The sequence below is a fragment of the Catenulispora pinistramenti genome, from assembly GCF_018274385.1.
Lineage (GTDB): Bacteria > Actinomycetota > Actinomycetes > Streptomycetales > Catenulisporaceae > Catenulispora > Catenulispora pinistramenti.
In genome coordinates, this window is sequence record NZ_JAAFYZ010000232.1 from 1 (window position 1) to 16962 (window position 16962).

A 16962-nucleotide genomic window follows, 5' to 3' on the forward strand; every position below is an offset into this window, starting at 1 on the left:
CCGCCCACCCCACCATCACCACCCGAGCCCTCCAGGTCACCTGGCCCGGTCGCACCAGCCCCGCCTTCCAGCAGCTCGACCTGGATCTGGCACCGGGCCGCAAGGTCGCCGTGGTCGGGCCCAGCGGCTCGGGCAAGACCACGCTCATCAGTGCCCTGCTCCGCCTTGTCGACCCCGCGGACCCCGCGTCCATCACCCTCGGCGGCGTTCCCACCGCTGCCCTGCGGCCCGAGGACGTGCGGCGCGTCGTCGGCCTGTGTGCGCAGGACGCCCACGTCTTCGACAGCACCCTGCGCGAGAACCTGCGGCTGGCCCGTCCCGACGCGAGTGATGCGGAGCTCGTCTCGGTGCTGCGGCAAGCCCGCCTCGCCGACTGGGTCGGCACTCTCCCGCGCGGGCTCGACACCTTCGTCGGTGAGCATGGCGCGCGCCTTTCCGGCGGCCAGCATCGTCGCCTGGTGTTGGCCCGCGCGCTGCTGGCCGACTTCCCGGTGCTGCTCCTCGACGAGCCCACCGAGCACCTCGACCCGGCCACCGCCGACGCGCTCCTGCGCGATCTCCTCGCCCTGCCGCAGACCACGCTCCTGGTCACGCATCGCCTCGCCGGGCTGGAGCACGTCGATGAGATCGTGGTGCTGGACGCCGGCCAGGTCGTGGAACGCGGCACCTGGCCGGAGCTCATGAGCCGGCGGGGCGTCTTCCACAGCCTGTGTAGGGTCTACGCGTGACCGAAGCCGACAGCACCGACAGCACTGAAAGCGCCGAGAGCGCCGAGAGCGCCGAGAGCACGCCGAGCCAGCCGCAAAGCGCGCACAGCGGCCAGGCCGCTCAGGCAGCACAGCCTGTTCCGACAGCACAGGTCGCCCTGCACGTCACCGAAGCCGACACCGCCCAAGCCATCGGCTCCGGCGACCTCCCGGTCCTCGGCACGCCCCGCCTCGTCGCCCTCGCCGAGCAGGCGACGGTCGCGGCGGCCGCGCCGCTCCTCGCGGAGGGCCAGACCACCGTGGGCACCCGCATCCGCTTCGACCACGTCTACCCGACCCCGGTCGGCGGCACCGTCACCGCCGCCGCCGAACTCGCGCACCGCGACGACCGCCTCCTGCGCTTCACCGTGGCCGCCCACGACGCCGCCGGCCGGCTGGTCGGCGAAGGCGAGATCACCCGCGTCATCGTCAACGCCGACCGCTTCATGGCGAAGCTGTAGCCGATAGGCGCGGTAGACACCGTAGACGCGGTAACAAAACCGGTAAGCGGCTATACCGGCTTGGAAGCCCGCAGCGAGAACATCAAAGGCACCCGCGGCATCCCCTCGGGCAGCCGGTAGAACCGGTCACGCTTCTCAAGGACCTGATACCGGGCGAACATCGTCATGTCGAACTCGTGCAGGAACTCCAACCGCAGCCCGGCCGCGATCAGGGCGCTGACGATGTCCCCGAGCCCGTGGTTGAACTCGATCGTGACGTTCTCCCGCGTCGCCGCGGCGGAGTCCGCGTACGTCCCCGGTTCGTCCCACACCTGCGGCGATGCGTCGAAGTAGTCGTACCCGACCGTCCGGCCGTCCTCCTCGCGGAGCGTGTTCCCGAACGGGTGGAACTCCGACAGGTACAGGAACCCGCCCGGCTTCACCACCGAAGCCGCCACCCGAGCCCACCGTGCGATGTCCGGCAGCCAGCACAGCGCGCCCTTGCCCGTGTACACGACGTCGAACTGCTCCCCGCCCAGCGTCTCAGCCGCGTCGTAGACGTCCGACGTGAACCAGCGCGAGTCGGTGACGCCGATCCGCTCCGCGAGCGAAGCCGCGGCGGCCATCGCCGGCCCCGAGAAGTCCAGTCCGGTCACCACGGCCCCGTGCCGGGCCCAGCCCAGGGTCTCGGTGCCGATGTGGCTCTGCAGATGCAGCAGCCGCTTGCCCCGTACGTCTCCGACCTCGGCCAGCTCGAACTCCGCCAGCGCCTCCCGCCCCGCGACGAACGAGGCGAGGTCGTAGAAGTCGCCGTCGACGTGGATCGGTACCCGCTCGTCCCAGTTGGCGCGGTTGTACTCCAGCCACTTCCCGGGATCGGGACTGGGGCTGGGACTGGGACCGGGCGCATTCGTCTCGGAGCTCATGTACTCGGAGTTCATGTATCTGACGCTAGCTTCGTCCCCAACCGGTGATCAAAGGGAATTGCGCCTTACGCATACTGCGTACTCCGCGGATCCGGCCGGTCCAGATTCCAGTGCCGCCCCACCCCGGTGAGCCAGTCCGCCGGATTCCCGTCTTTGTCCCGCGGCCGCAGCACGAACCGGCAGATGCTGCTCTGCCCGCCCTCGTGGTCGCTGTAGAGGACCTCGACGGTGAACACCCGCCGCTCCTTGATCGCCGCCACCATGGCGTCGTACTGCGGGTCGTCGGTGTCGCGCATCGCGGCGTGCCAGTAGCCGACGTCGTGGGCGGGGATGAACAGATCGCGGATCATCCGGCGGTAGTCGGTGAGCGCCGTGTGCTCGTCCTCCGGACCGCGGCGTTCTTCGGAGACGGACCACCCCTGCAACACCGCCAGCCCGGCGCCGGCGTTGCGTACCGAGATCGCGAAGTACACGTTCCCGTCCACGATCTCGGCGTAGCCGCGCCCGCCGCTCACCACGGCCCAGTGGTCGTCGGCCCAGAAGATCTTCTCGTCCCGGTCGGTCAGGCGGGAGTTCAGCAGTACCGGCCGCAGGCCCACCAGCACGGCCCGCTCGGCGGCGGCCGCGGCGCGCGAGGCCGAGCGCACCGACTTCAGCGTGGCCGCCGCCAGGATCACCGTGGTCCCGGCGGTGGCCAGCGAGGATATGGTCACCCAGTCAGTCACGCGCTGGAGACTACAAAACTCCGCCAGGCTGCGACACTCTCAGCTCGGTACTCGGTACTCGGTACTCGCGCGATATCCAGTCGATACTCACAGCCCCGTGGTCGAGCGCGGATACGCGATGGTCTGGTCGGTCGCGATATTGACCAGGTACGGCAGCCCCGAGGCGAATGCCCGGTCCAGGGCCGGCCCGATCTGCCCCGGGTCGGTGACGAACTCCCCGCCGCCGCCCAGCGCCTCGACCACCTTGTCGTAGCGGGCGTCCGGGTTCAGGTCGGCGGCGACGTCGTAGCCGTACAGCGCCTGCATCGGGTGCTTCTCCAAGCCCCAGCACGCGTTGTTGCCCATCACCATCACCACCGGCAGCCCGTGCCGTACCAGGGTGTCCACGTCCATCAGCGAGAAGCCGGCGGCGCCGTCCCCGACCATCAGCACCACCTGCGACGTCGGCCGCGCCAGCCGGGCCGCGATCGCGTAGCCCAGGCCGGTGCCCAGGCAGCCGTAGGGGCCCGGGTCCAGCCAGCAGCCGGCCCGGCCCGGCTCCACGAACCGGCCGGCGAACGACACGAAGTCGCCGCCGTCGCCGATCACCACCGCGTCGTCGGCCAGCCGGGGCAGCAGTTCGCCGTAGATGCGGGCCGGGTGGATGGGGTCGGACGCGGACGTCAGCAGGTCCCGGTCGGCGGCGATGGCCGCGGAAGCCTTGTCCTGCAACGCGGTCAGCCAGTCCGTGTAGGCACCGGACTTCGCACCCTTACGCCAGGACTCCGCGATGCCCTCGAAGGCCGCGGCCAGGTCGCCGGCCGCGCTCGCCGCCAGCCCGACGTGGCCGCTGATCTGCTCCGGGGAGTCGACCAGGTGGACCACCGGCGCCAGCGGGTTGCCGTCACGGCCGCCGAACAACCCGTAGCCCAGGCGGAAGTCCAGCGGGGTGCCGACGACGATCACCAGGTCCGCGCCGCCGAACGCCGCCGAGCGGGCCCGGGTGACCAGCTGTCGGTGGCCGCGCGGCAGGATGCCGCGGCCCATGCCGTTGGTGATGACCGGGACGCCGGTCTCCTCGGCGAAGGCCACCGCGGCGGTCTCGGCGCCGTCCATCCAGACGTCGGAGCCCAGTACCAGCACCGGCTTGGCGGCGCGGGCCAGCAGATCGCCGATCTTCGCCAGCGCCTCCGGATCCGGGGCGACCGCCTTGCGGGCGCCGACCGTCGGCAACGGCTTGGCGTCCACGTCGAACGCCGCCTCCAGCGACAGGTCGAGGAAGACCGGACCGCGATGCGGCGCGTCGGCCAGGGCGAAGGCGTCGTCCAGGTCCGCGGCCAGCGTCGCCGTGGTGTGGACGGTCGCCGAGTGCTTGGTGACCGGCGCCAGCAGCGGCGGGTGGTCCAGTTCCTGCAACGCGCCCTTGCCCCAGTTGGAATCCGCGGCCCGGCCGCCGAGCACGACCACCGGTGAGCCGTTGAAGTGCGCGGTGGTCACCGCCGAGACGCCGTTGGTGATGCCGGGCCCGGCGGTCAGGACCGCCAGGCCCGGCTTGCGGGTCAGCTTGGCGGTGGCCTCGGCGGCGAAGACCGCGGTCTGCTCGTGCCGGACGTCCAGGATCGGCATCGGCGGGTCGGCCTTCACCGCTCCGTCGTAGAGCGAGAAGACGTGTCCGCCGGAGAGCGTGAACATGGTCTCGACGCCGTGCGCGCGGGCCACCTCGACGGAGATCTGGCCGCCGTGCAGCGGTTGCGGGGTTTCGGGCTGTGCTTCGGTCACGACGGCTCCCCTGCGGGCGGTTCAGGCGGACTGGGCGGACTGGGGCGAAGTTACGAGTCAGTAGCTTTCCGCCCGCACCCGGCTTCCGCAAGGGTCTACCGGTCGATCCTCATCGCCCGGCGACGCGGTGTCATCACCCCGCCGCCGGGGCGGCGGAGCCACACGGAAGTCCCGGCCGGGATGATCGGCCGGGACTGTTTCCGGGACCTCGCCGGATCGCGCTACGCGGTCGCGGTCGCGGGCCCGAACCCGGCCCCGGAGACCCGGATCGCGGCGGTGACCTCGGCCCGGTCCTGCTCGGTCAGCCGCAGCGCCCCCGCGTGCAGCCAGCCGTCCACCTGCGCGGCCTTGCGCGCCCCGACGATGGCCCCGGTGACGCCCGGCCAGGCCAGCGTCCACGCGATCGCGACCTCGGCGACGCTGACGCCGTGCCGCGCCGCGATCGGCCGCAGCGCCTCGGCCACCTGGAGGTTCGCGGCCAGCCCGGAGGTGAAGTCCGCGCTCTCGCGGCGCCAGTCGTCGGCCGGCAGGTTCGCCACCCGCTCGGCCGAGAACGCCCCGGTGAGCAGGCCGGACTGCATCGGCGAGTAGACGATGACGCCGGTGTCATGCGCCTTCGCCCACGCGATGTCCGCCGCGGCCGAGCGGTTGATCGCGGAGAACGGCGGCTGGACGGCGTCGACGTGCGCGATGGACTCGGCCACGGCCAACTCCTCGGCGCTGTGGTTGGACAGCGCGATCGCGCGCACCTTGCCCTCCGCCTTCAGATCGGCCATCAGCTGCCAGTACTCGGCCAGCGGGGTGTGGTCCGGGGAGACCGAGCCGTCGCCGGCGTCGCCGGGGACGAAGCTCAGCGCCTTGCCGGTGTCCGGCCAGTGCACCTGGTACAGGTCGATCTGCTCCACGCCCAGGCGCCGCAGCGAGGCCTCCAGCTCCCGGCGCACGCCGGCCGGCCGCATCGTGCGGATCGGCGCGGCCTGCGGGTTCTCCGGGTCCCAGACCAGCCCGGCCTTGGTGAAGAGGTAGGGCCGGTCGGCCTCGGAGTAGGCCGAGACCGCCTTGCCGACCAGTTCCTCGGAGTGGCCGAGACCGTAGACCGGGGCGGTGTCGATCCAGTTGACGCCGGAGTCGACCGCGTGCCGGATCGCGGCGACCGATTCGGCGTCGTCGGTGGCGCCCCAGCTGTAGCTCCAGCCGCTGCCGGAGACGGCCCAGGAGCCGAAGCCGACGCGCGTGATGGTCAGGTCGGTGGTGCCGAGGCGGGCGGTGTCCAGGGCGGTGTTCGTGCTCTGCTGTGTCGTCTCGTTCGTCATGCCCACGACGATCCGCCTCGCGTGGACGGTTACCCAGGACCGCGCGAAGCCTAGGCACGGGATGACCAGGATGCGCCGCGCGTGTTAGGCAGGAGTCATGACCCTCGACAGACGCGCCGAACTCGGCGAGTTCCTGCGCTCCCGGCGGGCCCGGCTGAACCCGGCCGACGTGGGCCTGCCCGACTACGGCGGCCGGCGCCGGGTTCCCGGGCTGCGCCGCGAGGAGTTGGCGCTGCTGGCCGGGGTCAGCGTGGACCACTACGTGCGGCTGGAACAGGGCCGCGCGCTCCAGTTCTCCGAGGAGGTCCTCGACGCCGTGGCCCGGACGCTGAAGCTGGATCCGACGGAGCGCGAGCACCTGTACCGGCTGGCGCGGCCCGGCCAGTCGCAGGTGTACCAGGGGACTGGCAAGCGGGAGCCGCAGTGGGTACGGCCCGGGCTCCAGCGGCTGTTGGAGTCCACGACCGACGTCCCGGCCTACATCGTGGGCCTGGGCACCGATGTGCTGGCCTGGAACGGGCTCACGGTAGCGCTGATGACCGACTTCGAGACCCTCGCTCCGCACGAACGCAATCTCGCCTGGCTGGTCTGCCACGACGAGGGCTTCCGTGCGTTGTTCGCGGACCCGGTGGGGAAGATGGCGGACATCGCGGCGTATCTGCGGTTGGACCTCGGCCGGCATCCCGAGGATCCGGCGCTCGGCACGCTGATCGGACAACTGTGCCGGAACCCGGACTTCGCTCAGGTGTGGGCGCGGCACGACGTGCGCGACAAGACGCACGGCAGCTACACCTACCGGAACCCGGTCGTCGGTGAGATCACCCTGGAGTACGAGGCCTTCCGCGCCCCCGATGACCCGGACCAGGCGCTGATCCTGCACACCGTGCCGGAGGGGTCGCCGTCCGAGGCGGCGCTGCGGCTGCTGGCGGCCTGGACGGCGACGGCCCGGGTCGGATGACCGCCCCGGACCGCCCTGTGGCCGTGTCGGCCGGCCGCTACAGCGTCTTCGACAGCTCCTTGATCGGCATCTCCAGCTTGGTCAGCAGCGCCAGGTCCTCCTCGGGGGAGCGGCCCAGCGTCGTCAGGTAGTTGCCGACGATGACCGCGTTGATCCCGCCCAGCAGCCCCTGCTCGGTGCCCAGGTCGCCCAGGGTGATCTCGCGGCCGCCGGCGTAGCGCAGGATGGTGCGCGGCAGCGCCAGCCGGAAGGCGGCGATGGTCTTCAGCGCCTCCTTGGCGCCGATCGGCTCCATGTCGCCGAACGGCGTGCCCGGGCGCGGGTTGAGGAAGTTGAGCGGGACCTCGTCCGGGGTCAGGGACGCCAGCTGCGCGGCGAACTCGGCGCGCTGCTCCAGGCTCTCGCCCATGCCGACGATGCCGCCGCAGCAGACCTCCATGCCGGCATCGCGGACCATGGTCAGGGTGTCCCAGCGCTCCTCCCAGGTGTGGGTGGTGACCACGTTGGGGAAGTGGGAACGCGCGGTCTCCAGGTTGTGGTTGTAGCGGTGCACGCCCATGTCGGCCAGGTCGTCGACCTGCTCCTGGGTCAGCATCCCGAGCGAGGCGGCGACCTGGATGTCGACCGCGTCCTGGATCGCCTTCACGCCCTGGCGCATCTGCTTCATCAGGCGCTCGTCCGGGCCGCGGACCGCCGCGACGATGCAGAACTCGGTGGCGCCGGTGGCCGCGGTCTGCTTGGCCGCCTCGACGAGTTCGGGGATGTTGAGCCACGCGGCGCGCACCGGGGAGGGGAACAGGCCGGACTGCGAACAGAAGTGGCAGTCCTCGGGGCAGCCGCCGGTCTTCACCGAGACGATGCCCTCGACCTCGACCTCCGGGCCGCACCACTTCTCGCGGACCTCGTGCGCCAGCCGCAGCAGCTCCGGCAGCGCCTCGTCGGGCAGCCGCAGAACCTGAAGCACCTGCTCCTCGGTCAGCCCCACGCCCTCGTCCAGCACCTGGCGCCGGGCGGCTCCGAGGATGTCGAGGTCTTGTTCGGTGGTTGTCATAAGTCAGGCCGCCTTCCGAGGGTCCCAGGTCTGCCGAAATTCTGCCGGATCGAAGGTGCCGCCGAACGCCGGGGCCAGTCCGGCCCGGGCGGCGAGCAGGAAGTCGGCGGGGTCCAGCCGCCCGGCGCCCGCGGGAAGCGCGCCGGCCAGCGGCCGGGCGCCGATCGTCTCCAGGTCGCGGATGTTGCTGCGCATCGCCAGGTCCGGGGTGGCCGGCCAGGAGCCGAGCACGATGCCGGCCAGGTCCAGGCCGCGGGCGGCCATGGCCTCCAGGGTGAGCGCGGCGATGTTCAGGGTGCCCAGGCTCGGGTGCGCGACCAGCAGCAGCGGCGCCTTGAGCGCGTGCGCCAGGTCGGCCAGCGTGCTGCCGTCCTCGTCGTTGCGGACCAGCAGGCCCCCGGCGCCCTCGACGAGGACCAGGCGGCGGCTGGCGGCCAGGTCCTGGATGCGCCGGACGGTGTCGTCGAAGTCCAGCGGCGCGATGCCCGAACGGCGGGCGGCGGCGGCCGGGGAGAGCGGGTCCGGGTAGCGGACGTACTCGTGCAGATCGGTCACACCGGCCAGCTGCCGCACGGTCGCCAGATCGCCGGGCCCGTCCGGGGTGACCCCGGTCTGCGCCGGCTTCACCACGGCCACGGAGCTGCCGCGGGCGGCGGCCAGGGTGGCGACGGCGGCCGTGACGACGGTCTTGCCGACGTCGGTGTTGGTTCCGGTGACTACGACGATGGACACGACGCGACTTTACGGGAGGCTCGGGCCCCGGCCGTGCGATCGCGGGGTGAGTTGGGACACGCTCCCGGGGCCGGCCGGGCCGCTACCGGCCCTCTGGTCGCCGGCTACTCGTCGTCGGGCCGCTTCAACCGGGCCACGAACTTGTACCGGTCGCCGCGGTAGACCGAGCGCACCCACTCCACCGGCTCGCCCTCGGTGTCGATCGAGTGCCGGGACAGCAGCAGCATCGGCAGGCCGGTGTCGGTGCCGAGCAGACCGGCCTCGGTCGGGGTGGCCAGCGCGGTCTCGATGGTCTCCTCGGCCTCGCCCAGGTGCACGCCGTACTCCTCGGCCAGCGCCGTGTACAGCGAGGAGTAGCGGCCGAGCAGCTTGCGCAGGTTGGGGAACCGCTGCTGGGAAAGGTGGGTGGTCTCGATCGCCATCGGCTCGCCGTTGGCCAGTCGCAGCCGGCTGATCCGCAGCACCTTGGCCGAGGCCCGGATGCCCAGCCGCTCGCCGAGTTCCACGCCGGCGGCGACGTATTCCATCTCCAGCAGCCGCGAGGTCGGCTCCAGCCCCTGGGCCCGCATGTCCTCGGTGTAAGAGGTCAGCTGCAGCGACTGCGCCACCTTCGGCTTGGCCACGAAGGTGCCCTTGCCCTGGATCCGCTCCAGCCGGCCCTCCACCACCAGCTCGGCCAGTGCCTGCCGGACGGTGGTGCGCGAGGTGTCGAACTCGGTCGCGAGCAGGCGTTCCGGGGGGACCGGGGTGCCCGGGGGCATCGTCTGGGTGAGGTCGAGCAGGTGTTGCTTCAGGCGGTAGTACTTCGGCACGCGCACGGTTTCCAGGGCTGATTCCAGCCCTGATTCCAGCGCCGGGCTCTGCGTCGGCGGCCCTTGCGCCTCCAGAGCGATATTCGCGGGTTCTGCGGTCATGAACGGCCCCTCCTCGTGGCCCAAAGTGCCATGGACCCGCGTGTGTGTCCAGCCGGGCGATCTCGGTGCCGACTTTGTTCGGATACCGGGGTTTACCTGGGACGGGATTATGTATGTCAGTGCTGGTTGCGTCTTGGTAACGGCTTGGACAACCGAGGTCGCGCAGTCTTGACGGCCCCAGTGGTCTATGCCAGTCTCCGGACTGGTCTAAACCAATCGGGAAGGGCACGCCGGGCGCTTCAGGAGGCGCCTCTCGGCGGTAGGACACAGCCCTGTTGTTCCCGGGTGCCGACCACAACAGATCCACGAGACCGGATACACCGATCAAACGCAGCACGGGACGGCATCGCTCAGGGTTGCCGTGTCGCGCGGTCGGTGACGTCCTTGGTGGTCGCCGTGGATCCAACAGATCCCTCACCTACCAAGGAGTACGGCATGAGGCGCAAGCTCATAGCCCTGTCGTCGGCGGCCGTGGCCGTGGCGCTCATGGCTTCCGCGTGTAGCTCGTCGAAGTCCAGCGGCAACGCGGCGAGTGGCACCGGCACCACCGCGGCCCCGTCCTCGAACCAGCTGGGTACCGGCGGCACCGGTTCCACCGGTTCGCCGATCACCACCGACGGCAAGGGCAAGACCGTCAACATCTGGCTGATGCAGGACGCGCAGAAGGGCTGGGAGAACGTCGTCGACCAGGCCAACCAGCGCTTCACCGCCGAGACCGGCGCCCAGGTGAAGATCAACTGGCAGACCTGGACCAACTACGGCCAGACCGTGGACGCCGCCATCGGCTCCTCGTCGGCTCCAGACGCGATGGAGCTGGGCAACACCCAGACCGCCAAGTACATCGGCGCGAACCAGCTGGTGGACCTGACCGGGGACAAGTCCAAGTTCGACAACTCCAGCGCCTGGCTGGACAGCCTGGCCGCCTCCGGCGCCTCGCCGGACGGCAGCAAGCAGTACGCGATCCCCTACTACGCCGGCTCGCGCGTCCTGATCTACCGCAAGGACCTGTGGGACGCGGCCGGGGTGACCACCCCGCCCACCACCATCGACGAGCTGAAGGCGGACCTGGACAAGGTCAAGACGGCCAACGCCGCCAAGGCCAACTTCTCGGCGCTCTACCTGCCGGGCCAGAACTGGTACACCGCCATCTCCTTCGGCGCCGGCACCTACGGCGTCAGCGGCGTCATCGCCAAGTCCGACGGCACCAACTTCACCGGCACGATGACCGACCCGAAGTTCCTGCAGGGCATCCAGACCTGGGACGACCTGCAGAAGAACTACTCGGTCGGTGGCGCCACCAAGGACGAGACCGACCAGGACGCCTTGATGGCCAAGGGCAACATCTCGGCCATCATCGGCAACGGCTGGGAGGCCGCGCAGGTCTACGACCCCAAGGTCGGCGACCCCACGCTGAAGAACGACCTGGCCGAGATCGCCGTCCCCGGCGTGACCGCCGACGCGCCGACCCCGGCGTTCCTGGGCGGCTCGAACCTGGCGGTGCCGAGCAAGGCGGCCAACGGCAAGCTCGGTGAGGAGTGGATCCGCATCTTCACCGACACCACCAGCATGAAGCTGCTGGCGCAGAAGGCGATCCCGAACAACAAGACCCAGATCGACGACTACATCGCCGCCGACCCGGCCAACAAGGCCACCGGCGACGCGGCCAAGGGCGTCACCTGGTTCATCCCGAACTCGCCGAACTGGGCCCCGGCCGACGAGACCCAGCTGAAGACCGCGTTCGGGCAGATCGCCTCCGGTCAGGATCCGGCGACCGTGCTGAAGAGTCTGCAGGCCAGCATCCTGAAGGACCTCAACAGCTGACTCGCGACTGATCGACAAGGGGGGAGCGGAGTGCGGCCGGCTGGGGAGCCGGTCGCACCGCCGCAGCACACCCCGACACAGAACACCTGAGTGGCCGGCGTCGTGAGGGGGTTCCTCACCGCCGGCCGCTTCCTTGCCGCCGCCTGCGAGTCGCCATCAGCGCCGGGCGCCCGAGAGGATCGCGGATCCGATGAGTGTTACCCAGAACCGGCCTTCCCAACGGGAGGTCCAAAGTCCACCGCCGAAACGGCGGGGCGTGACCGTGCGGGGCAAGTCCCTGCCCTATCTCTTCCTGGCGCCCTCGGTCGTCGTGCTCGCGACGATGATGGGCTATCCGCTGGTGCGGATGGTCCTGCTGGCGTTCCAGAACATGAACAACTACCGCAAGTTCGTCAATCCCAGCCTGGTCAGCTACGTCGGCTTCCAGACCTTCAGCTCGATCCTGTCGGACCCGTTGTTCTGGCAGGTGATCCGCCGGACCCTGATCTGGACGGCCCTGAACGTGGGGCTGAGCATGCTCATCGCGATGGCCATCGCCGCGCTGCTGGGCCGGATCTCGCCGTGGGCCCGGGTCACCCTGATCACGGTGCTGTTGTTCGTCTGGTCCATGCCGACGATCGTCACCGGCACCGTGTTCCGCTGGCTGTTCGACAACGCCTACGGCGTCATCGACTACATCCTCTACCTGGTCGGCTTCAAGGGGATGCTGCACCACGACTGGTTCGCCGATCCGAATCAGGGCCTTTATGTCGTGGTCACCTCGGTGGTGGTCTGGGGCGCGCTGCCGTTCCTGGTCCTGGCCCTGCACGCGGGGATGACGCAGGTGCCCACCGAGCTCAAGGAGGCGGCCCGGGTCGACGGCGCCTCGCCGCTGCAGGTCTACCGGAACGTGACGCTGCCGATCCTGCGGCCGCTGCTGCTGATCACCACGGCGCTGTCCTTCATCTGGGACTTCCAGGTCTTCAACCAGATCTGGACCATGCGCAACGGCGCGCCCGAGCAGGGGTACTGGACCATCGGCGTCTACCTGTTCGAGCAGGCCTTCGACCGGAACCGGTACAGCGACGGCGCGGTCATCTCGGTCGCGATGATCGTCATCATGATGCTGGTGCTCGTCTTCTACATCCGTCAGATGCTCAGGATCGGGGATCAGAAGTGAGCACCTACCGCCGGGCCCCACGCCGGGCCATGACCACCGCCTTCTGGAACACCGTAGCGATGGTGGTGTCCATCGTGCTGGGCTTCCCGATCTACTGGATGCTCCTGACCACGGTGAAGTCGAACAAGGACCTCATCGCGCAACACCCGACGTTCTGGCCCTCGCACTGGGACTTCTCGTCGTTCTCCTCCGCCATGGACGACAACTTCGGCGCGAACCTGTGGAACACCGTCGTGATCACCCTCGGCTCGGTGGCCATCAGCCTGGTCGTCGGCCTGCTGGCGGCGCTGGCCGTGGCCCGCTTCGACTTCCGCGGCCGCAAGCCGTTCATCGTGGCGATCCTGGTGGTCCAGATGGTGCCGTTGGTCACCATCCTGGTCGGCCTGCTGCCGGTGCTGAACTCCGCGAACCTGATCGGCTCGCTGCTCGGGCTCATCCTGGCCTACCTGGTCTTCACCATCCCGTTCATCATCTGGACGCTGCGCACCTACATCGTCGGCATCCCGGCCGAGCTGGACGAGGCGGCCATGGTCGACGGCTGCACCAAGGCCCAAGCCTTCCGCCGGGTCGTGCTGCCGCTGCTGGCCCCCGGGCTGGTGTCCACCGGCGTGTTCGCCTGGATCCAGGCCTGGAACGAGTTCGTGATGGCGCGGCAGATCATGGGGCCGGCCCAGAACAAGACCGCGATGGTGTGGCTGACGTTCTTCAGCAGCACCCCGTCGCACGGCTCGGACTACTCCGGGCAGATGGCCGGAGCGCTGATCATCGCCGCTCCCGTCATCATCTTGTTCACCATCTTCCAAAGCCGCCTTTCGACCGGTCTCACCGCCGGCGCGGTGAAGGGGTAAGGGGTCGGCGCGCGCATGGGAGAGCAACTGCTGCGCGACGCCGCCGCCGTCCTCCAGCCGGGGTTCGTCAATGACGACTCCGGCCGGGTTCCCGACTGGGTGCGTCGCGCCCTGACGGAGGACGGCCTGGGCGGAGTCGCCTATTACGGACGGAACATAGCCGCGACGCCGGAACGCACCGGCGAACTGTCGGCGGCGCTGCGGGCCGAGAACCCGCACGTGCTGGTCGCGGTGGACGAGGAAGGGGGCGACGTCACCCGGCTCGACGTCGCCACCGGGTCGGCGTTCCCGGGCAACTACGCCCTGGGGTTCGTGGACGACCCGGAGCTGACCGAGACGGTGGCCCGGCAGATCGGGCGCTCGTTGCAGCGCGCCGGGATCAACCTGAACTACGCCCCGGACGCGGACCTGAACACCAATCCGGACAACCCGGTGATCGGGACCCGGTCCTTCGGGGCCGACCCGGGCGTGGCGGCGCGGCACTCCGCGGCGTATGTCAGGGGCCTCCAGGCGGCCGGGGTGGCCGGGTGCGCCAAGCACTTCCCCGGGCACGGCGACACGGCCGTGGACTCGCACCACGGGCTGCCGCTGGTGCAGCACTCCGACGAGGAGTGGGCCAAGCACCTGGCGCCGTTCCGGGCCGCGATCCAGGCCGGGGTGAAGTCGGTGATGACCGCGCACATCCTGGCGCCCCGCTACGACCCGGAGTTCCCGTCGACCATGAGTCGCAAGGTCCTGGTGGACCTGCTGCGCGGCGAACTGGGCTTCACCGGGCTGGTGGTCACCGACGGCATCGAGATGGCCGCCATCGCCGACACGTTCGGGATCGCCGAGGGGACGGTCCTGGCCCTGGCGGCCGGAGTGGACGCGGTCTGCGTCGGCGGCGGCCTTCGGGACGAGTGCGACTACCTGATGCTGCGCGACGCGCTGGTCGAGGCGGTGCGGGACGGCAGGCTGCCCGCCGAGCGGCTGCACGACGCCGCCACCCGGGTGCGCGAGCTGGGGGCCTGGGCCGCCGAGCAGCGTGCGACCGTGGAGGGGACGCACGCTGCCGGCGGTGCGGTGGCCGGGAGTACGGGCTCTGAGCCGCCGGGCGACACCCCGGCGGCCTTGGCTGCTTCGGACACTCCGGACACTTCGGAGGTCCCGGACGCCCCGGGTTCCATCGGCCTGACCGCCGCCCTGCGCGCGGTCCGGGTCTCCGGTGCCCCGCTGGCCCCGCTGGCCGGTCCGGCCTCGATCCTGGAGTTCGTGCCGCTGGCCAACAACGCGGCGGGCGCCGCGGTGCCCTGGGGCCTGAGCCCGGTGCTCGGCGAGCTGCCGGCCGGCAGCTCGGCGGTGCGGTTCGTCGAGCCCGGCGCGCCGACCAGCTTCGCCGGTGACGACGACACCGCCGCCGCGCTGGACGCGGTGCGGCCGCGTCCGGCCGCCATCGTGTACACCCCGGCCGCGGTCTCCGAGACAGTGGCCGCCGCCGCGGGCCGGTCCCTGGTGCTGGTGGTGCGCGACGCGCACCGGCACGCCTGGATGGCCTCGGCGCTGGCCGCCGTGACGGCCGTCCGGCCGGACGCGATCGTGGTGGAGATGGGGATCGCGTACGGTCTGGGAGAGAAGTCCGCCGGGGCGACGCAGATCGCCACTCATGGTGCGGCGCTGGTGTCCGGGCTCGCGGTCGCGCGGCTCCTGACGGAAGGGACGGCCTAGGTGAGCGATGCCAAGCCCGAGGGGACCGAATCGGGGCAGGTCTTGAAACCAGGACAGATCATGGCCCGGGAGATCGCCGAACAGCCGGCGGTCTTGGAGCGGATCCTCACCGAGGGGCTGCCGCGCATCCGTGCGGCGGCCGAGCAGGTGAAGGCGGCCCACCCGCGCTTCGCGCTGCTCACCGCCCGCGGGACCAGCGACAACGCGGCGTACTACGCCAAGTACCTGATGGAGATCGCGCTCGGCCTGCCGGTCGGGCTGACCTCGATGTCGACCACCACGGCCTACCGCGCCGAGCCGGATCTGCGGGACGTGCTGTGCGTGACGGTCTCGCAGTCCGGCGGGTCCCCGGACCTGGTGGCGTACACCGAGATGGCCAAGGCCCGCGGCGGCCTGACGCTGGCGGTGACCAACGTCGCCGGCTCCCCGGTGAACCAGGCCTCCGAGCTGTCCCTGGACGTCCTGGCCGGTCCGGAGCTGGCGCTGCCGGCGACCAAGACGTACACCGCCGAGCTGCTGACGCTGTGGCTGCTGGTGGACGCGCTGCGCGGCGGCGACGGCTCGGCGGCCAAGGCGCTGCCGGAGCTGGCCGCCGCGGTGCTGGCGCGCGAGTCCGAGGTGGCCGATCTGGCGCAGCGCTACCGCTTCGCCTCCCGGCTGGTCCTGACCGCGCGCGGCTACTCCTACCCGACGGTGCGCGAGGCGGCGCTGAAGATCATGGAGACCAGCTACCTGCCGGCCCACGCCTTCTCCGGCGCGGACCTGCTGCACGGGCCGCTGGCCATGGTCGACAACGTCAGCCCGGTGGTCGCGGTGGCGGCCGAGGGGGCCGGCGGCGCGGCGCTGGAGCCGGTGCTGGAGCGGCTGCACGAGCGCGGTGCGGACCTGGTCGTGGTCGGTTCGGCCGAGCATGTGGCCGGGGCGACCGCCGGGTTCGTGCTGCCGTCCGGGGTCCCGGAGGAGTTGTCGCCGATCCTGGAGATCCTGCCGCTCCAGCAGCTGGCGTATCACGTGACGATGAGCCGGGGCCTGAACCCGGACGCGCCGCGGGCCCTGGCGAAGGTGACACAGACGCACTGAGCAGCGCATTCTGCTGTGGGCACGGAGCCCGCCGGTCCGCTTCGGACCGGCGGGCTCCGGGTTTTCCAGGGATTTCCGCGGCGCGGGGGGAACCCGCGGCCGGGCCGGGGCGTGTCCGATCGGTGGCGCCGATCGCCACTCTCGGACGACAAGGGGCGGATTTGATGGGTACAGCGAGATCGGAGGCGGACTTCGAGGCGTTCTACGTCGCCTCGAACCGCCGACTGCTCGGCCACGTGTACGCGATGGTCGGTGATCTGGCCGAGGCCGAGGACGCGCTCCAGGAGGCCTACGCGCGGGCCTGGCAGCGCTGGGGCCGGGTGGCGGCGTACGAGGACCCCGAGGCGTGGGTCCGCACGGTCGCCTTCCGGATCGCGGTCAGCTCCTGGCGCCGGACGGCCAACCGGCTGCGCGCGCACCGGCGCGGCGCCCGGCCGGACATGCAGCCGGGCACCTCGCCAGACCACCTGGCACTGGTCGCCGCGCTGCGCGCGATCCCGGCCGACCAGCGGCAGGCGATCGTGCTGCACCACCTGGTGGGCCGGACCGTGGACGAGATCGCCCTGGAGACCGGCGCCCCGACCGGCACGGTGAAGTCGCGTCTGGCGCGGGGGCGCCGGGCCTTGGCCGGCCATGTCTCCGAATACGCGGATGAGAACGAGGAGGCGGAGAACTATGTCTGAGTTCGACGAAGGCTTGGCACGGGCCGTGCAGCAGGGCACCGCACGGGGCGGGCTGCCCGGCGCCGCGGACGCGATGCGGCGGGGGCGGCGGCGCAGTCTGCGGG

Annotated in this window: 16 protein-coding genes; 9 read left to right on the forward strand and 7 right to left on the reverse strand. The window is 71.0% G+C overall.

All coding sequences use genetic code 11. The features are described from left to right. Both KGQ19_RS40280 and KGQ19_RS40285 read left to right on the forward strand, forming a co-directional pair. A partial coding sequence (locus KGQ19_RS40280) for an amino acid ABC transporter ATP-binding/permease protein (RefSeq protein ID WP_212019343.1) occupies positions 1 to 728 on the forward strand: 728 nt, incomplete at its 5' end. 137 nt (positions 729 to 865) lie between these two features. After that, a complete protein-coding gene (locus tag KGQ19_RS40285; RefSeq protein ID WP_212019367.1) occupies positions 866 to 1207 on the forward strand; it encodes a thioesterase family protein in 342 nt (113 codons plus the stop codon). Between the two features lie 50 nt (positions 1208 to 1257). Here the strand turns inward: KGQ19_RS40285 and KGQ19_RS40290 are convergent, their stop codons facing one another. From KGQ19_RS40290 to KGQ19_RS40305, 4 genes are all read right to left on the reverse strand, one after another. Then, entirely contained in the window at positions 1258 to 2127 is an 870-nt protein-coding gene (locus KGQ19_RS40290) for a class I SAM-dependent methyltransferase (protein ID WP_230420196.1), read from the reverse strand. A gap of 50 nt (positions 2128 to 2177) precedes the next feature. Next, positions 2178 to 2837, reverse strand: coding sequence for a hypothetical protein (locus tag KGQ19_RS40295; protein WP_212019345.1), 660 nt, complete (start codon positions 2835 to 2837; stop codon positions 2178 to 2180). An 87-nt stretch (positions 2838 to 2924) separates the two neighbouring features. Beyond that, positions 2925 to 4595 carry an acetolactate synthase gene (locus KGQ19_RS40300; protein WP_212019347.1) on the reverse strand — a complete coding sequence of 557 codons (1671 nt, stop codon included), beginning with the start codon at positions 4593 to 4595 and terminating at the stop codon, positions 2925 to 2927. Positions 4596 to 4816: 221 nt separating this feature from the next. Continuing rightward, the gene (locus tag KGQ19_RS40305; RefSeq protein WP_212019349.1) at positions 4817 to 5908 is read right to left on the reverse strand and encodes an aldo/keto reductase; all 1092 of its coding nucleotides are present in this window, start codon (positions 5906 to 5908) and stop codon (positions 4817 to 4819) included. 97 nt (positions 5909 to 6005) lie between these two features. On the opposite strand from KGQ19_RS40305, the gene KGQ19_RS40310 reads away from it, so the two are divergent. After that, positions 6006 to 6866: a helix-turn-helix transcriptional regulator gene (locus KGQ19_RS40310; protein ID WP_212019351.1), complete on the forward strand. Its 861-nt coding sequence runs from the start codon at positions 6006 to 6008 to the stop codon at positions 6864 to 6866. 37 nt (positions 6867 to 6903) lie between these two features. Here KGQ19_RS40310 and bioB read toward each other — a convergent pair whose 3' ends face one another. The 3 genes from bioB to KGQ19_RS40325 all read right to left on the reverse strand — a co-directional run bounded on the left by bioB (position 6904) and on the right by KGQ19_RS40325 (position 9563). Continuing rightward, positions 6904 to 7917 (reverse strand): biotin synthase BioB, encoded by a 1014-nt coding sequence (gene bioB, locus KGQ19_RS40315; RefSeq protein WP_212019353.1) that lies wholly within the window; start codon positions 7915 to 7917, stop codon positions 6904 to 6906. Between the two features lie 3 nt (positions 7918 to 7920). After that, positions 7921 to 8649: a dethiobiotin synthase gene (gene bioD, locus KGQ19_RS40320; RefSeq protein WP_212019355.1), complete on the reverse strand. Its 729-nt coding sequence runs from the start codon at positions 8647 to 8649 to the stop codon at positions 7921 to 7923. A 104-nt stretch (positions 8650 to 8753) separates the two neighbouring features. Next, positions 8754 to 9563: a GntR family transcriptional regulator gene (locus KGQ19_RS40325; RefSeq protein ID WP_212019357.1), complete on the reverse strand. Its 810-nt coding sequence runs from the start codon at positions 9561 to 9563 to the stop codon at positions 8754 to 8756. Positions 9564 to 9998: 435 nt separating this feature from the next. Here KGQ19_RS40325 and KGQ19_RS40330 point away from each other — a divergent pair, with 435 nt between their 5' ends. The 6 genes from KGQ19_RS40330 to KGQ19_RS40355 all read left to right on the forward strand — a co-directional run bounded on the left by KGQ19_RS40330 (position 9999) and on the right by KGQ19_RS40355 (position 16858). Continuing rightward, a complete protein-coding gene (locus tag KGQ19_RS40330; RefSeq protein ID WP_212019359.1) occupies positions 9999 to 11384 on the forward strand; it encodes an extracellular solute-binding protein in 1386 nt (461 codons plus the stop codon). A 262-nt stretch (positions 11385 to 11646) separates the two neighbouring features. Then, positions 11647 to 12543, forward strand: coding sequence for a carbohydrate ABC transporter permease (locus KGQ19_RS40335; protein ID WP_212019361.1), 897 nt, complete (start codon positions 11647 to 11649; stop codon positions 12541 to 12543). Next, positions 12540 to 13391, forward strand: a complete 852-nt coding sequence (locus tag KGQ19_RS40340) for a carbohydrate ABC transporter permease (RefSeq protein ID WP_307856658.1) — start codon at positions 12540 to 12542, stop codon at positions 13389 to 13391. Before KGQ19_RS40335 ends, KGQ19_RS40340 begins: the two co-directional genes overlap by 4 nt. Before the next feature lie 15 nt (positions 13392 to 13406). Then, on the forward strand, positions 13407 to 15095 hold the full coding sequence (locus tag KGQ19_RS40345; protein WP_212019363.1) for a glycoside hydrolase family 3 N-terminal domain-containing protein: 1689 nt from the start codon (positions 13407 to 13409) through the stop codon (positions 15093 to 15095). Between the two features lie 60 nt (positions 15096 to 15155). Further along, positions 15156 to 16175, forward strand: a complete 1020-nt coding sequence (locus tag KGQ19_RS40350; protein WP_212019373.1) for an SIS domain-containing protein — start codon at positions 15156 to 15158, stop codon at positions 16173 to 16175. Positions 16176 to 16339: 164 nt separating this feature from the next. Continuing rightward, positions 16340 to 16858 (forward strand): SigE family RNA polymerase sigma factor, encoded by a 519-nt coding sequence (locus tag KGQ19_RS40355; protein WP_212019365.1) that lies wholly within the window; start codon positions 16340 to 16342, stop codon positions 16856 to 16858. Positions 16859 to 16962: the final 104 nt, after the last annotated feature.

Coding starts and splice junctions, on each gene's coding strand:
- KGQ19_RS40330 (WP_212019359.1), top strand. CDS start 9,999: ATGAGGCGCAAGCTCATAGCCCTGTCGTCGGCGGCCGTGGCCGTGGCG.
- bioB (WP_212019353.1), bottom strand. CDS start 7,917: ATGACAACCACCGAACAAGACCTCGACATCCTCGGAGCCGCCCGGCGC.
- KGQ19_RS40355 (WP_212019365.1), top strand. CDS start 16,340: ATGGGTACAGCGAGATCGGAGGCGGACTTCGAGGCGTTCTACGTCGCC.
- KGQ19_RS40350 (WP_212019373.1), top strand. CDS start 15,156: ATGGCCCGGGAGATCGCCGAACAGCCGGCGGTCTTGGAGCGGATCCTC.
- KGQ19_RS40325 (WP_212019357.1), bottom strand. CDS start 9,563: ATGACCGCAGAACCCGCGAATATCGCTCTGGAGGCGCAAGGGCCGCCG.
- KGQ19_RS40345 (WP_212019363.1), top strand. CDS start 13,407: ATGGGAGAGCAACTGCTGCGCGACGCCGCCGCCGTCCTCCAGCCGGGG.
- KGQ19_RS40290 (WP_230420196.1), bottom strand. CDS start 2,127: ATGAACTCCGAGTACATGAGCTCCGAGACGAATGCGCCCGGTCCCAGT.
- KGQ19_RS40305 (WP_212019349.1), bottom strand. CDS start 5,908: ATGACGAACGAGACGACACAGCAGAGCACGAACACCGCCCTGGACACC.
- KGQ19_RS40310 (WP_212019351.1), top strand. CDS start 6,006: ATGACCCTCGACAGACGCGCCGAACTCGGCGAGTTCCTGCGCTCCCGG.